This is a genomic window from Micromonospora trifolii, from assembly GCF_050516465.1.
Taxonomy (GTDB): domain Bacteria; phylum Actinomycetota; class Actinomycetes; order Mycobacteriales; family Micromonosporaceae; genus Micromonospora; species Micromonospora trifolii.
The window spans coordinates 2,092,765-2,107,347 of record NZ_CP191526.1; the positions used below are offsets into that span (position 1 = coordinate 2,092,765).

Annotated in this window: 16 protein-coding genes; 10 read left to right on the forward strand and 6 right to left on the reverse strand. The window is 70.2% G+C overall.

Going from position 1 to position 14,583, the window contains the following annotated elements; translation table 11 throughout:
• Positions 1-47: 47 nt before the first annotated feature.
• The 6 genes from ACQRWP_RS09700 to prcA all read left to right on the forward strand — a co-directional run bounded on the left by ACQRWP_RS09700 (position 48) and on the right by prcA (position 5,939).
• Positions 48-1,607 (forward strand): DUF2142 domain-containing protein, encoded by a 1,560-nt coding sequence (locus tag ACQRWP_RS09700; RefSeq protein ID WP_430501845.1) that lies wholly within the window; start codon positions 48-50, stop codon positions 1,605-1,607.
• 142 nt (positions 1,608-1,749) lie between these two features.
• Positions 1,750-3,267 (forward strand): depupylase/deamidase Dop, encoded by a 1,518-nt coding sequence (gene dop, locus ACQRWP_RS09705; RefSeq protein WP_430501847.1) that lies wholly within the window; start codon positions 1,750-1,752, stop codon positions 3,265-3,267.
• Between the two features lie 104 nt (positions 3,268-3,371).
• Positions 3,372-3,587: a ubiquitin-like protein Pup gene (locus ACQRWP_RS09710; protein WP_030332902.1), complete on the forward strand. Its 216-nt coding sequence runs from the start codon at positions 3,372-3,374 to the stop codon at positions 3,585-3,587.
• 186 nt (positions 3,588-3,773) lie between these two features.
• On the forward strand, positions 3,774-4,295 hold the full coding sequence (locus tag ACQRWP_RS09715) for an endonuclease VII domain-containing protein (protein WP_430501850.1): 522 nt from the start codon (positions 3,774-3,776) through the stop codon (positions 4,293-4,295).
• Positions 4,214-5,053, forward strand: coding sequence for a proteasome subunit beta (gene prcB, locus ACQRWP_RS09720; RefSeq protein ID WP_430501852.1), 840 nt, complete (start codon positions 4,214-4,216; stop codon positions 5,051-5,053). The genes ACQRWP_RS09715 and prcB overlap by 82 nt, the downstream gene beginning before the upstream one ends.
• A 64-nt stretch (positions 5,054-5,117) precedes the next feature.
• A complete protein-coding gene (gene prcA / locus ACQRWP_RS09725) occupies positions 5,118-5,939 on the forward strand; it encodes a proteasome subunit alpha (protein WP_430501854.1) in 822 nt (273 codons plus the stop codon).
• Between the two features lie 63 nt (positions 5,940-6,002).
• Here prcA and ACQRWP_RS09730 read toward each other — a convergent pair whose 3' ends face one another.
• From ACQRWP_RS09730 to rfbB, 6 genes are read right to left on the reverse strand one after another with little or no spacing between them, the layout of a single operon-like run.
• Positions 6,003-7,031, reverse strand: coding sequence for a glycosyltransferase family 2 protein (locus ACQRWP_RS09730; RefSeq protein WP_430501856.1), 1,029 nt, complete (start codon positions 7,029-7,031; stop codon positions 6,003-6,005).
• Positions 7,028-8,341 (reverse strand): lipopolysaccharide biosynthesis protein, encoded by a 1,314-nt coding sequence (locus ACQRWP_RS09735; RefSeq protein ID WP_430501858.1) that lies wholly within the window; start codon positions 8,339-8,341, stop codon positions 7,028-7,030. The genes ACQRWP_RS09730 and ACQRWP_RS09735 overlap by 4 nt, the downstream gene beginning before the upstream one ends.
• Positions 8,338-9,039 (reverse strand): glycosyltransferase family 2 protein, encoded by a 702-nt coding sequence (locus ACQRWP_RS09740; RefSeq protein WP_354946139.1) that lies wholly within the window; start codon positions 9,037-9,039, stop codon positions 8,338-8,340. The genes ACQRWP_RS09735 and ACQRWP_RS09740 overlap by 4 nt, the downstream gene beginning before the upstream one ends.
• Positions 9,032-9,403, reverse strand: coding sequence for a DUF2304 domain-containing protein (locus ACQRWP_RS09745; RefSeq protein ID WP_030332916.1), 372 nt, complete (start codon positions 9,401-9,403; stop codon positions 9,032-9,034). The genes ACQRWP_RS09740 and ACQRWP_RS09745 overlap by 8 nt, the downstream gene beginning before the upstream one ends.
• A complete protein-coding gene (gene rfbD / locus ACQRWP_RS09750) occupies positions 9,400-10,287 on the reverse strand; it encodes a dTDP-4-dehydrorhamnose reductase (RefSeq protein ID WP_430501861.1) in 888 nt (295 codons plus the stop codon). The genes ACQRWP_RS09745 and rfbD overlap by 4 nt, the downstream gene beginning before the upstream one ends.
• Positions 10,284-11,285, reverse strand: coding sequence for a dTDP-glucose 4,6-dehydratase (rfbB, locus tag ACQRWP_RS09755; RefSeq protein WP_430501863.1), 1,002 nt, complete (start codon positions 11,283-11,285; stop codon positions 10,284-10,286). The genes rfbD and rfbB overlap by 4 nt, the downstream gene beginning before the upstream one ends.
• 85 nt (positions 11,286-11,370) lie before the next feature.
• Here rfbB and rfbA point away from each other — a divergent pair, with 85 nt between their 5' ends.
• The 4 genes from rfbA (at position 11,371) to ACQRWP_RS09775 (ending at position 14,582) form a co-directional block, all read left to right on the forward strand.
• Entirely contained in the window at positions 11,371-12,261 is an 891-nt protein-coding gene (gene rfbA, locus ACQRWP_RS09760) for a glucose-1-phosphate thymidylyltransferase RfbA (protein ID WP_430501865.1), read from the forward strand.
• Positions 12,258-12,881 (forward strand): dTDP-4-dehydrorhamnose 3,5-epimerase, encoded by a 624-nt coding sequence (gene rfbC / locus ACQRWP_RS09765; protein ID WP_425700239.1) that lies wholly within the window; start codon positions 12,258-12,260, stop codon positions 12,879-12,881. The genes rfbA and rfbC overlap by 4 nt, the downstream gene beginning before the upstream one ends.
• Before the next feature lie 68 nt (positions 12,882-12,949).
• Complete coding sequence (pafA, locus tag ACQRWP_RS09770) at positions 12,950-14,308, forward strand: Pup--protein ligase (protein ID WP_238680390.1); 1,359 nt, start codon at positions 12,950-12,952, stop codon at positions 14,306-14,308.
• Between the two features lie 79 nt (positions 14,309-14,387).
• Entirely contained in the window at positions 14,388-14,582 is a 195-nt protein-coding gene (locus ACQRWP_RS09775; RefSeq protein WP_430501868.1) for a hypothetical protein, read from the forward strand.
• Position 14,583 lies beyond the last annotated feature (1 nt).

Here is a 14,583-nt window from a genome sequence, read left to right on the forward strand (position 1 = left end):
GCCCTGATCCGATCCACGCCCCCTGAAAGGCAGCGCAGAGAACCGCGATGACCGAACAACCTGCGGCCGGCGACGGCGACCGCGCCGTCGCCGGCGCCCGCCGGGTCTGGATCCTGGCGTTCGTCGGCTTCCTGCTGACCATCGGGGCCTGGTCGGTCGCCGCCCCCTACGACGGCACACCGGACGAGCGGGAACACATCATCCGCGCCGCCGGTGTGGCGGCGGGGGAGATCGCCCCGCCGCCGGCAGCCGCCAAGAAGGGCTCCGGAGCCTTCCAGGACGTGCCCGCCGGCCTGGTCAGGGAGCAGTGCTGGCAGTTCAAGCCGGCCGTCTCCGCCGCCTGCGCGGTCCCACCGGGCAGCGACGACACCCCCGTACGCGCCGGCACCGGCGCCGGTCGCTACCACCCCGTCTACTACGCCCTGGTGGGCTGGCCGCTCGACCTCTGGCCGGGCTGGTCCGGGGTGCTGCTCGCCCGGTTCATCAGCGCCGGCATCGCCGCCGCCCTGCTGGCCAGCGCGTTCGTCGTGGCGGTGAACTGGTCCCGACGTCGTCTGATGGTCGCCGGCCTCCTGGTCGCCGTCACCCCGATGGCCGCCCAGATGGCCAGCGCCGTCAACCCCAACGGCGTGGAGATCGCCGCCGGGGTGGCGTTCTTCGCGGCGACCATCCCGCTGTTCCTGGACCGCCGGCCGAAGCCGCACCACGGGCTGCTCATCCTGGCCGGCATCAGCGGCCTGCTGCTCGCGATGCTGCGGCAGACCGGGCCGCTCTGGCTGGCCGCGGCGTTCGTCGCCTTCGCCTTCCCGTGGCGGCAGAGCAACGTCGGCCGGCTCGTGCGCGAGAAGGCCGTGTGGTGGTGGGTTGGCGGCATCGCCGTCGCGGCCCTCACCGCGGTCGGCTGGGGCGTCGTGATGAAGTCCTCCGACCTCGGCAAGTACGGCGGCCACGTGTACACCTACGGCCAGGCCGCCCTCGCCGAGGCCGACCGGTGGCGCAGCTACCTCGACCAGATGGTCGGAGTGACGTCATGGCTGGATACCCGGATGCCCGCGCCGATCTACCTGACCTGGCAGTTCGTCGCCGCGACGCTGCTGATCGGCGCGTTCGTCTTCGGCCGGTTGGTCGACCGTTGGCGGCTGCTCGTCCTGGTCGTCGCCGGCACCGTCGTGCCGTCCGTGATGCAGGTGGCCCTGGTCAAGCAGACCGGGTTCGTCACCCAGGGCCGCTACATGCTGCCGATGCTCGGCGGGGTGATGCTGTTCGCCGCATACGTCTGGGAGGAGCGAGGGCTCGACGCCACCCGCAGCCGCACCCTGGTCCGCCTCAGCGTCATCCTGCTCCTGCCGATCCAACTCTTCACGCTGATCCTGACGATGGTGCGGTGGCAGGACGGGCTGCCCAGATACCTGACCTTCCGCACCTTCAACCCCTTCGCCGGCGACTGGCACCCCCCACTGGGCTCGATCACGCCCCTGCTGGCGAGCGTGCTCGGCCTGACCCTGCTCGGCGTCCTCGCCTGGCGGGTCTCGATGCGCCCACTGAGCGAGTCCGACGAGCCGACGCCCGCAATCGCCGAGCAGACACCGGCGACGGATCTGCGCTGATCGGTCGACCGGCCGACCACGCCCGGTGCGGGCGTTGCTGTCGGATTCGGACTAGGCTGGAGTGCAGGGCCGATCGAGCGGTAACGCGCCGGCCGGCGGTGGGCGTCGACCGGTACGTCAGCGAGCTGAAGCGGGGCGCGGCATGAGCGTACGGCGAATCATGGGCACCGAGGTCGAGTACGGCATCTCCGTGCCCGGCCAGGCCGGAGCCAACCCGATGGTCACCTCATCGCAGGTGGTGAACGCCTACGGGGCACGTCCGGAGCTCAACCGGGGCGGCCGGGCCCGGTGGGACTACGAGGAAGAGTCGCCGCTGCGCGACGCCCGCGGCTTCACCTACTCCGGCGCCGCGTACGACCCCGCCGAGGCCCTCGCGGACGAAGACCTCGGCCTGGCCAACGTGATACTCACCAACGGCGCACGCCTCTACGTCGACCACGCCCACCCCGAATACTCCACCCCAGAGGTCACCACCCCCCGGGACATCGTGCGCTGGGACAAGGCCGGCGAGCGGGTGATGGTCGAGGCGTCCCGCCGGGCCGCCACCATCCCGGGCACCCAGCCGATCCACCTCTACAAGAACAACACCGACAACAAGGGCGCCAGCTACGGCGCCCACGAAAACTATCTGATGCGCCGGCAGACGCCGTTCGCCGACATCGTGTCGTACCTGACGCCGTTCTTCGTCACCCGGCAGATCGTCTGCGGTGCCGGCCGGGTCGGCATCGGCCAGGACGGCGGCCAGAGCGGCTTCCAGATCTCCCAGCGCGCCGACTTCTTCGAGGTCGAGGTTGGCCTGGAGACCACGCTCAAGCGCCCGATCATCAACACCCGCGACGAGCCGCACGCCGACGCCGACAAGTACCGCCGGCTGCACGTCATCATCGGCGACGCCAACCTCTCCGAGATCTCCACCTACCTCAAGGTCGGCACCACCGCCCTGATCCTCACCATGATCGAGGAGAAGGCGCTCGGGGCCGACCTCGGCATCGCCGACCCGGTCAGCGAGCTGCGCGCCGTCAGCCACGACCCCTCCCTGACGCACCGGATGCGACTGCGCGACGGTCGCCGGCTCACCGCACTGGACCTGCAATGGGCCTACCTGGAGCGGGTCCGGTCCTTTGTCGACGACCGGTACGGCACCGACGCCGACGAGCAGACCGTCGACGTGCTCGACCGCTGGGAGAGCGTCCTGGACCGGCTGGGCCGCGATCCGATGCTCTGCGCCGACGAGTTGGACTGGGTCGCCAAGCTGCGGCTGCTGGAGGGCTACCGGGAGCGGGAGAAGCTCGGTTGGGGCTCGCACAAGCTCCAGCTCGTCGACCTCCAGTACTCCGACGTCCGGCCGGAGAAGGGCCTCTACCACCGCCTGGTCAGCCGGGGGGCGATGAAGACGCTGCTCACCGACGACGAGACGCGCAGCGCGATGACCGAGCCGCCGGAGGACACCCGGGCCTACTTCCGCGGTCGCTGCCTGGCCCAGTACGCCTCCGAGGTGGTCGCCGCGAGCTGGGATTCGGTGATCTTCGACGTGGGCCGGGAGTCGCTGGTCCGGGTCCCGATGATGGAGCCGGAGCGGGGCACCCGCGCGCACGTCGGCGCCCTGTTCGACCGCTGCGCCAGCGCCAAGGACCTGCTGGAGACGTTGACCGGGGGCTGATTCCGGATTCGTCAGCCCGTCGTGTGCCGCAAGCCGGCGCGCGGCGGGCTTTTCGTCGCCCGCGCGAGGTAAGTTCATCGCAGACGATCGTGGAGGAGGCAGCAGTGGCCACTCATGACAGCGGCGGCCAGTCGCAGTCCGGCAAGTCCCGTCAGGGCGAGGAAATCGAGGACGTCACCACCGAGGCCAACCCCGAGGTGGCCGAGCGGCACGCCGAGATCACCGAGGACGTCGACGACCTCCTCGACGAGATCGACTCCGTCCTCGAAGAAAACGCAGAGGAGTTCGTGAGGGGCTACGTACAAAAAGGAGGTCAGTGAACATATAGGGTTAATTCGGACATGCCTAAAGCAAGCGACGATCGGGACGGCCTTCGTTGCTGCCGAGACTGCGGCGAATGGAAGGCCCTCGATCAGTTCTGTGCGAGTTCCAAAAGGCCGGGCGGGCGGGGCAGCTACTGCAAGCCCTGCTTCAACGAGCGGTCCAAGGCAAGTTACGCGCGTCGGGTGAGAGCCAAATTCGACCGCGAGGTGCGCGCAGGTCGAGCCGTGCCGGAGGGGCACAAGTATTGCTCGGCCTGCGATGCGGACAAGCCGTTCGATGCCTTTCCCCGTAACCGGGCGGACAGCTCCGGATATGCCAGCTACTGCAAGCCCTGCCACAACACGAAGACCAGAGAGACGAAAGAGCGGCTTTACGGGGGCAACCGCGAGTACCACCTGCGGCAGCGGTACGGCGTGGGTGAGAAAGAGTTTCAGGAGCTCCTGGCCGAGCAGGGCGGGCTCTGCGCGATCTGTGGCCGCGCCGACCCGCAACATCTGGACCACGATCATCGCACCGGATGGGTGCGCGGGATACTCTGCTTCAACTGCAACGGTGGTCTTGGCCAGTTCCGTGACAGTCCCATGAGGCTGGCCAGGGCGATCACGTACCTGAGAGGAACCACGTGGCAGCGGGCTTTGATCCATCCGGGCGTCTACCAGATGTGTTCACCAACGCGGGGACGTCCTCCTTCACGACGTTTCTGAGTCGGGTGGCCCCCGAGATGTTGCCCGGTCGGCGACCGCTGCCGCCGGGCATGGCCGCCGACCTGGCGCCGCACGCGACCACCATCGTGGCCATCGCGGCCGCCGAGGGTGTGGTGATGGCGGGCGACCGACGGGCCACCATGGGCAACCTGATCGCCCAGCGCGACATCGAGAAGGTGCATCCGGCCGACGCGTACTCACTCGTCGGCATCGCGGGCACCGCCGGTATCGGCATCGAGCTGATGCGACTGTTCCAGGTGGAGCTGGAGCACTACGAGAAGATCGAGGGCGCGATGCTCTCGTTGGACGGTAAGGCCAACCGGTTGGCCTCGATGATCCGGGGCAATCTGGGAGCGGCCATGCAGGGGTTGGCAGTGGTGCCGCTCTTCGCCGGGTTCGACCTTGCCGCCGCCGACCCGGCGCGCGCCGGTCGGATCTTCAGCTTCGATGTGACCGGTGGCCCGTACGAGGAGACCGGCTACGACGCGATCGGGTCCGGGTCGTTGTTCGCCAAGTCCGCGTTGAAGAAGCGGTACCGGCTCGGGCTGTCCGTCGAGGACGCGACGCGGCTGGCGGTCGAGGCGCTCTACGACGCGGCCGATGACGACACCGCGACCGGCGGGCCCGACCTGACCCGGCGGATCTACCCCGTGGTGATGACCGCGACTGCCGAGGGCACCTACCGGCTCACCGACGCCGAGACGGCGACGATCGCCGAGGGCGTGGTCGCCGGCCGGATGGAAAACCCGGGCGGTTAGTTCCGCCCGACCACCCCCACCAGCCAGCAGTCGTCAGCACAGCGCCGTTAGGAGAACCGCCGCCGTGGCCATGCAGTTCTACGCCTCGCCCGAACAGATCATGCGTGACCGCTCCGAGTTGGCCCGTAAGGGCATTGCTCGCGGGCGTAGCGCCGTGGTCCTGAGCTACTCCGGCGGGGTGCTCTTCGTCGCGGAGAACCTCTCCAGCGCCCTGCACAAGGTCAGTGAGATCTACGACCGGATCGGCTTCGCCGCGGTCGGCCGTTACAACGAGTTCGAGAACCTCCGGCGGGCCGGCGTGCGAATGGCCGACCTGAACGGGCTCAGCTACGACCGCCGGGACGTCACCGGTCGGGCCCTGGCCAACGCGTTCGCGCAGACCCTTGGCGCGATCTTCACCGAGCAGTCGAAGCCGTTCGAGGTGGAGATCTGTGTGGCGGAGGTCGGGGCCACGGCCGCTGACGACGAGCTGTACCGGCTCACCTACGACGGTTCGGTCAACGACGAGCCTGGGCGGATGGCGATGGGTGGTCAGGCTGAGGCCATCACCGGTGTGCTGAAGTCCAACCACCGACCGGACATGTCGCTCGGGGAGGCGGTCCAGGTCGCGGTGCAGGCACTGAGCACTGTCGGTGGTGAGGGTGGCGCCGCCCGGACGATCGCCGCGAACCAGCTCGAGGTGGCGGTGCTGGACCGGCAGCGGGTCGGCCGGACGTTCCGGCGGATCACCGGGGCTGCGCTGACCGCGCTGTTGGACGGGGAGTCGGCGCCGCCGACCAGCGACCGGCCGGACACGCCGAGCGTGCCGACCGAAAAGGCCGGTAAGCCGACCAGCTCCGCGGGGTCCGCTGACCTGGAGGACCGGCCGGGTCAACCCGACAGCTGATCAGGTGACGAGACAGCGCCGGGGCCCGCACACGCGGGCCCCGGCGCTGTTGTCTGTCGAGGGTCAGCGGCGCTGGAGCAGGGGCCGGGCGAGGGCCCAGTAGCCGGCGGCGACGGCGTTGAACACGCCCATGCCGGGCGGCGAGTCGACGTTCGAGGGGGCGACCCGGGCGGTCATCAGATCGGCGATCACCCCGTCGGGCACTGTGCGTTCGGCCTGGAGTTGACGGCGGCGGGCGCCGACCCAGGAGCGGTTGCGCCACAGCCAACCCCAGCCGCGGGTCTTCTGCCGGGTCCAACCGCCGGCGAGCGCGGCGGCGAGCATTGCGGCTTCGGTGAGCAGCAGCATCGGGGCGAGCACCACCAGCGTCCGGGTCTGGTACGCGGTGAGCAGGGTGACCAGCCGGTTGCGTTCCACCAGGTAGAGCTTGAGGTCGTTGCGGGAGAACTCGTAGTGGTGGCGCACGATGGCGTCGGGTACGTACTCCAGGCGCAGGCCGCGTTGCCAGAGCCGCAGGCTCAGCTCGGTGTCCTCGTGGTAGGCGAAGTATTCGGCGGCGAAGCCGTCGAGTTCCTGCCAGCGCTGGCGGCTGATCACGAAGCAGCAGCCGCTGAGCGACGGCACCCTGGTGCGTACGGCGTGGGCGGTGGCCGGCTCGCCGTTGCCGCCGGCCCAGGACAGCCCGGTGAAGTGCAGTGGGTTGCCGGAGGTGTTGATCAGGTCGGGAGTGTCGGCGAGCCGGATGGAGGCCATTGCGGCGCCGACGCCCGGTTCGGCGGCGACCGCGACCGTCTTGGCGAGGGCGTCGGGGGCGACGATGGCGTCGGAGTTGACGAAGGCGAGCCAGTCTCCGGTGGCCTCGGCGGCGCCGATCCGGCAGCCGCCGGAGTAGCCGGTGTTCTGTTCGGGGCGGACCACCCGGACCTGGGGGAAGCCCTTGACGATGTCGATGCCGTCGCCGGTGCAACCGTTGTCGACGACGACCAGCTCGATGTCGACGTCGGTGCTGGCCAGGACGGCTCGGGCGGCGTTGACCAGGTACGGCTCGGCGCCGTAGGCGAGCATTACGGCGGTCACCTGTGGGCGGGTCATCGGAGGCCTCCGGATGCGGCAGGGGCGACGGCCTCGGCGAGCGGCCGGGTGGGGGTGGTGGGTCGGCGGACGCCGCCGCGCAGCAGCAGTGTCGCCATGGTGGCGGCGACGATGACGGAGCCGATGGTGTACGCCAACTCGACTCGCAGGGTGACCGGAGCCGGGATCAGCGTCACGGCGATCAGGGCGGCGACGCCGGCGGTCCAGGCGAGGGCCTGGGCGCGGTGCCGGTCGAGGGCGAGCAGGGCCTGGCCGAGCACCATCGCCCACAGGTAGGCGAGCGTGGCGGCCGCCAACCAGGTGAAGTCGCCGTGGCCGAGGACGCCGGGCGCGTCGAAGAGTGTGCCGACCAGCCAGGGGCCGAGCAGCACGGCGCCGAGGGCCCCGGTGAGGCCGAGCGCGGTGACGATGCCGAGCGCCCGGCGTAGCAGGCTGTGGAAGCCGGCCTGGTCGCCGGTGGTGGCGGTGGTGGCCAGGCCGGGCAGCAGTGACGCCTGTAGGGAGCCGAAGACGAACAGGGGGATGCGGACCAGCACGAGGGCGGAGAGCAGTGCGCCGGCGGCTGCCGCGTCGGCGGGGGCGAGCAGCTGCACGTTGATCACGCCGATGTTCACCACGACCTGGGAGAGCAGGCTGGAGGCGGTGAGCAGGCCGAGGCCGCGCAGCAGGGTGGCCCAGGCGACCGGCGGGCCTCCACCGATGGCGCGTAGCACCGGCGGCAGGGTGAGCAGGACGCTGACCAGCGGGGCGGCGACGAGCACCAGCCCGTACCAGACGGGGGAGTTCACTCCGGCCAGCCCGAGCAGGGCGACCATGATGATGCGCAGGCCGCCGTCTATCCCGAGTTGGGTGCCGTACCAGGGGAACAGTTGCAGGCCGGATAGGACGCCGCGGGTGGCGTAGGCGACGGCCATCGCGGCGAGTGCGCCGATCAGCACGGTGACCAGGTTGCCGTCACCGGCGAAGAGCTTGTCGGCGAGTGGCTGACGGCCGATGGTGACGGCCAACACCAGCACGGCGAGCAGCACGGCGGCGACGGTGACGCCGCGGGCCAGCACCGGCCCTGGGGGCAGCCCCTGGCTGTGCCGGGCGGCGACGACGCGCGCGACCTCCTGCTCGATCGGCATGAACACGCCGATGCCGAGGGTGAACACGATCGACCAGAGCACCGAGAGGGACGAGTAGTCGGCCTTGCTGAGGCTGTGGCCGGCGACCGCGAGGTGGACGTAGGAGGCGAGGCCGAGAAGGCCCAGCCCGGCACCAACAGCGATGGTGCCGGGCGGGATCAGGCGTAGCAGGCGTTGGATCACCGGCGAATGAGCGCCAGCGTGAGGACGGCGAACGCTCGGCCGAGGTAGATCATCGCCCGGGCGGGGGAGTGGCTGGGCGTGCCGGCCATCCGCTTGCGCATGGCGACCGGCACCTGCCGGATGCGGTATCCACGACGGGCGGTGTGTACCAGGGTCTCCACCGTGTCGCCGAGGTACTCGGCCGGGTACCAGGTGGCGAACATCTCGATGACCCGCCGGTTGGCGGCCCGGAAGCCGGACGTGGTGTCGGTGAGCTTGGTGTGGGCGACCCGGGACAGCACGGCGGAGAGCATCACCATGGCCCAGCGGCGGGGGCCGCGGACCATGTAGTCGCCCTCGCCGGCGAAGCGGGCGCCGATGACGAGGTCGTTGTCGTCGAGGAGGTCGACGAGCTTCGGCACGTACCGGGGGTCGTGCTGGCCGTCGGCGTCGATCTGGATGGCGACGTCGTAGTCGTGGTCGCGGGCGTAGCGGTAGCCGAGGCGCATGGCCCCACCGACGCCGAGGTTGTACGGCAGTTTGGCGACCTGGGCGCCGGCGGCGGCGGCGACGGCGGCGGTGCGGTCGGTGGAGCCGTCGTCGACGACGAGCACGTCGACGCCGGGCAGCTCGCCGCGGACCTCACCGACGACGTCGGCGATGGAACCCGACTCGTTGAGGGCCGGAATGATGATCAGTGTGCGCTTGCCGTTAACCATCGGTCGACACCAGTTCGTCACGGGCCGCCCGGTCCGCGTCGATCTCCGCGCGGAGCAGAGCGAAGTCCTCGGCCAGGGTGCGGGTCTCTTCTTCGAGTGCGCTGACCTCCCAGCTCAGGTGCACGCACACGAGCAGCAGGAAGACGATGCCGAGGAAGAGCACCAGGCTGACACCGGAGGCGACGCCGAGGAGTTCGGCGACGTTGTCGAGCAGCCGGGGGAACAGGGACAGCGGGATCACGACGACCAGTACGGCGAGCCAGAGCATGCCGTACTTCTCGCGCAGCTGACGACGGCGCAGCAGCTCGACGATGGTGCCGAGGAGCAGCAGGCCGGTCAGGCCGGTGACGAGGGTGAGCTTCATGCGACCTTCCACGGGGCAGGTGGAGCGGGGGAGTGGAACGCGTCAACCAGGGCGCTGTGCCAGTCCGGAAGCGGGGGCAGACCCACGGCTGCCCAGCGGCTGTGCCCTAGCACACTGTACGCAGGCCGGGGGGCGGGACGCGGATACCGGTCGCTGGTGGTGGGTCGGATCCGGTCCGGGTCCAGCCCGGCCAGCGTGAACGCGGCGCGGGCCAGCCCGTACCAGGTCGTCTGCCCGGCGCAGGTGCCGTGGTAGACGCCGGGCGTCGCGTGGCCGGCCAGCGCCGCGTCGGCGAGCGCGACGAGCCGCTCGGCGAGCGCGTAGGACCAGGTGGGTTGGCCGTGTTGGTCGTCGACCACGTCGAGGTGTTCGCGCTGGGTGGCGAGTCGGAGCATGGTGGCCACGAAGTTCGGGCCGTGCGCGCCGTACAGCCAGGCGGTGCGCACGACGTACCCGGTGTCGGGTAGCAGCCGCGCGACGGCCTGTTCGCCGACCAGCTTGCCGCGGCCGTAGGCGTTGACCGGCGCGGTGGGCGCGTCCTCCGGGTAGGGGGTGTCGGCGTTGCCGGCGAGGACGTAGTCGGTGGAGACCTGGATCAGCCGGGTGCCGGCGGTGGCGCACGCCGCGGCCAGGTTGGCCACGGCGTGGCCGTTGACGGCGGTCGCTGCGGCCTCGTCGGCTTCGGCGGCGTCGACGTTGGTCCACGCGGCCGCGTTGATCACCAGGTCGTGCCCGGCGACGGCGGCGTCTACCGCCGCGCGGTCGGTGACGTCCAGGTCGGCGCGGGTGGCGGCGGTCACCTTGAGGTCGGGTCGTGCCCCCAGCACGGTGATTAGGTCCCGGCCGAGCATCCCGCCCGCGCCGGTGACGAGGAGTCGGGTCATGCGGTCGGCGCGGACTTGAGGGGTTCCCACCAGCTGCGGTTGTCCCGGTACCAGCGGACGGTGTCGGCCAGGCCCTGGTCCAGGGTGATGCTGGGGTGGTAGCCGAGCTCTTCGCTGATCTTGGTGATGTCGAGGGAGTACCGGCGGTCGTGGCCCTTGCGGTCGGTGACCGGGACGACCCGGTCCCACCCGGCGTCGCAGGCGTCCAGGAGCAGACCGGTGAGTTCCTTGTTGGTCAACTCGGTGCCGCCGCCGATGTTGTAGACCTCGCCGGCGCGGCCCTTCTGCTGGACCAGGGCGATGCCGCGGCAGTGGTCGTGCACGTGCAGCCAGTCCCGGATGTTGCCGCCGTCGCCGTAGAGGGGGACGGTGCCGCCGTCGAGCAGGTTGCTGACGAACAGGGGGATGACCTTCTCGGGGAACTGGTACGGGCCGTAGTTGTTGGAGCAGCGGGTGACGACCACGTCCATGCCGTGGGTGCGGTGGTACGACAGCGCGAGCAGGTCGGAGCCGGCCTTGGACGCCGAGTACGGCGAGTTGGGGGCGAGGGGCCAGGTCTCGGTCCAGGAGCCCTCGTCGATCGAGCCGTAGACCTCGTCGGTGGAGACGTGCACGAAGCGGCTGGTGCCGTGGCGCAGGGCCGCGTCGAGCAGCGTCTGGGTGCCCAGCACGTTGGTGGTGACGAACGGCGCGGCGCCGGCGATCGAGCGGTCGACGTGTGACTCGGCGGCGAAGTGCACGATCACGTCGTGCTCGGCCACCACCTCGTCGACCACGAGCGGGTCGCAGATGTCGCCCTGCACGAACCGCAGTCGCGGGTCGTCGCGGACGGGGTCGAGGTTGGCCAGGTTGCCCGAGTAGGTCAGTTTGTCCAGCACGGTCACCGCGGCGGGCTCGAGCGGCGGCACGCCGTCTGCACTGCCGAGGGGCTTGCCCAGTAGCAGGCGAACGTACTCCGACCCGATGAATCCGGCTCCGCCGGTGACGAGGATCCTCACGGGTCCGGAAGTATACGCGACGGGCGCCGCGGCGCCTGGTATGAGACCCCCGCACAACTCGTCCGGGTGCGGCTAGGCTTCCCCGGTGCGCGGAATCCTACTTGCCGGCGGCACCGGGTCCCGGCTCTGGCCGATCACCCGGGCGGTCTCGAAGCAGCTGATGCCGGTCTTCGACAAGCCGATGATCTATTACCCGCTCTCCACCCTGGTGATGTCCGGGGTTCGGGAGATCCTGGTGATCACGACCCCGGACGACCAGGACCAGTTCCGTCGGCTGCTCGGCGACGGCAGCCAGTTCGGGCTGCGGCTGGAGTACGTCAGCCAGGAGCGTCCGGAGGGCATCGCGCAGGCGTTCATCCTCGGCGCGGACTTCATCGGCGCCGAGTCGGTGGCGTTGGTCCTCGGCGACAACATCTTCCACGGCGTGGGTCTGGGTCGGCAGCTCGCCGACCACGGTGACCCGGTCGGCGGGCGGGTCTTCGCCTATCAGGTGGCCAACCCGCAGGAGTACGGCGTGGTCGACTTCGACGCCGATGGTCGGGTGCTCTCGATCGAGGAGAAGCCGGCCCGGCCGAAGTCCCGCTACGCGGTGCCCGGCCTCTACTTCTACGACAACCGGGTGGTGGACATCGCCCGCAAGCTCACCCCGAGCGCCCGCGGCGAGCTGGAGATCACGGCGGTCAACGAGGTGTACCGGGAGACCGGGGAGCTGGCGGTGACGGTGCTGGATCGCGGCACCGCCTGGCTGGACACCGGCACGTTCACCTCGATGATGCAGGCCGCCGAGTTCGTCCGGGTGGTCGAGGAGCGGCAGGGTCTCAAGATCGGTTGCGTCGAGGAGGTCGCCTGGCGGGCGGGCCTGATCGACGACGCGCAGCTGCGCGCGCTCGCCGAGCCGCTGACCAAGAGCGGCTACGGCAACTACCTGCTCGGTCTGCTCAGCGATCAGGCCGGCGCCGTCGGGGGTTCCTGGTGAAGATCCGGGAGCTGAGCATCGAGGGCGCCTGGGAGATCAGCCCCCAGCAGCACGGTGACCCGCGCGGCATGTTCATGGAGTGGTACCGCTTCGACAAGCTCGCCGAGGTGGTGGGGCATCCGCTGCGGCTGGCCCAGGCCAACCTGTCGGTCTCCGCGCGGGGCGTGGTGCGCGGCGTCCACTTCGCCGACGTCCCGCCCGGGCAGGCCAAGTACGTCACCTGTGTGCGGGGCGCGGTCCTCGACGTGATCGTGGACCTGCGGGTGGGCTCGCCGACCTTCGGTCGTTGGGAGGGCGTCCGGCTGGACGACACCGACCGTCGGGCGGTCTACCTCAGTGAGGGGCTGGGGCACGGGTTCTGCGCGTTGACCGACGACGCGACGTTGAGCTATCTCTGCTCGGCCACCTACAACCCGACCGGCGAGCACGCGGTGCACCCGCTGGACGAGGAACTGGGCATCGAGTGGCCAGCCGACGTTCCGTTGCTGTCCGCGCGCGACGACGCGGCGCCGACCCTGGCGCAGGCCCGCGAGCGGGGCCTGCTTCCGGAGTACGACAGCTGCCGGCGGTTCGTGGCGAGCCTCGGTCCGGACGGAATGTCGCACTCAACCGGTATGTGACCGCGCTCGGGGCACGACCTGTGGTCTGACAGTGACGAACCGGGCCTCCGGGCGGCTAATGTCACACCATGGAGCGGCGAATCTTCGGCCTCGAGACCGAGTACGGCGTCACCTGCACCTATCGCGGGCAGCGGCGGCTGTCCCCGGACGAGGTCGCGCGGTATCTGTTCCGTCGCGTGGTGTCCTGGGGTCGGTCGAGCAATGTCTTCCTGCGCAATGGGGCCCGGCTCTACCTGGACGTCGGGTCGCATCCGGAGTACGCGACGCCGGAGTGCGACTCGGTGACCGATCTTGTCGCCCACGACCGGGCCGGCGAGCGGATCCTGGAGGGCTTGCTCGTCGACGCGGAGAAGCGGCTGCACGACGAGGGCATCGCGGGTGAGATCTACCTGTTCAAGAACAACACCGATTCGGCCGGCAACTCGTACGGCTGCCACGAGAACTATCTGGTCTCTCGGCACGGCGAGTTCGGCCGGCTCGCCGACGTGCTCATCCCGTTCCTGGTCACCCGGCAGTTGATCTGCGGGGCCGGCAAGGTGCTGCAAACCCCGCGCGGCGCGGTCTACTGCCTCTCGCAGCGGGCCGAGCACATCTGGGAGGGCGTCTCCTCGGCGACCACCCGCAGCCGCCCGATCATCAACACCCGCGACGAGCCGCACGCCGACGCCGAGCGCTACCGGCGGCTGCACGTGATCGTCGGCGACTCCAACATGAACGAGGTCACCACACTGCTCAAGGTCGGCACCGCCGACATCGTGCTGCGGATGATCGAGGCCGGGGTGGTGATGCGCGACCTGTCCCTGGAGAACCCGATCCGGGCCATCCGGGAGGTGTCGCACGACATCACCGGTCGGCGCAAGGTGCGGCTGGCCAACGGCAAGGAGGTCAGCGCCCTGGACATCCAGCAGGAATACCTCGCCAAGGCCACCGAGTTCGTCGAGCGACGCGGCGGCGACCAGGCCGCCAAGCGGGTCGTCGAGCTGTGGGGCCGGGTGCTCAACGCGGTGGAGAGCGGCGACTTGGAGCCGGTCTCCCGGGAGATCGACTGGGTCAGCAAGCTGCGGCTGATCGAGCGCTACCAGCGCAAGCACGACCTGCCGCTGTCGCACCCCCGGGTGGCGCAGATGGATCTGGCCTACCACGACGTGCGCCGTGGCCGGGGTCTCTACGGGCTCCTGGAGCGCCGCGGCGACGTCGACCGGGTGACCACCGACCCGGAGATCTTCGAGGCCAAGGAGACCCCGCCGCAGACCACCCGGGCCCGGTTGCGGGGCGAGTTCATCCGGCACGCCCAGGAGAAGCGCCGGGACTTCACCGTCGACTGGGTGCACCTGAAGCTCAACGACCAGGCGCAGCGCACCGTGCTGTGCAAGGACCCGTTCCGGGCGTACGACGAGCGGGTCGAGCGGCTGATCGCCAGCATGTGACCGGTTGCCGGCCCCGTCGGTGCGCTGCGCCGACGGGGCCGGTCAGCCCGGCGCGCCGAGCGGTTAAGCTGAGCGCGCCATGACGACTTCTGGACCTTCCGACCGCTCCGAGCGCGGCGCCGAGCGGCAGAACTGGATCGAACGCCGGCGGGAGAAGATTCGCGCCGAGATCGACCGTAACCGGCGCGGTGACTACACGGTGCCGACGTGGGTGTTGGCCCTGGCGCTGGCGCTCATCGTGGGCGGCTGGCTAGCCCTGATCTTCCTGGCCTAAC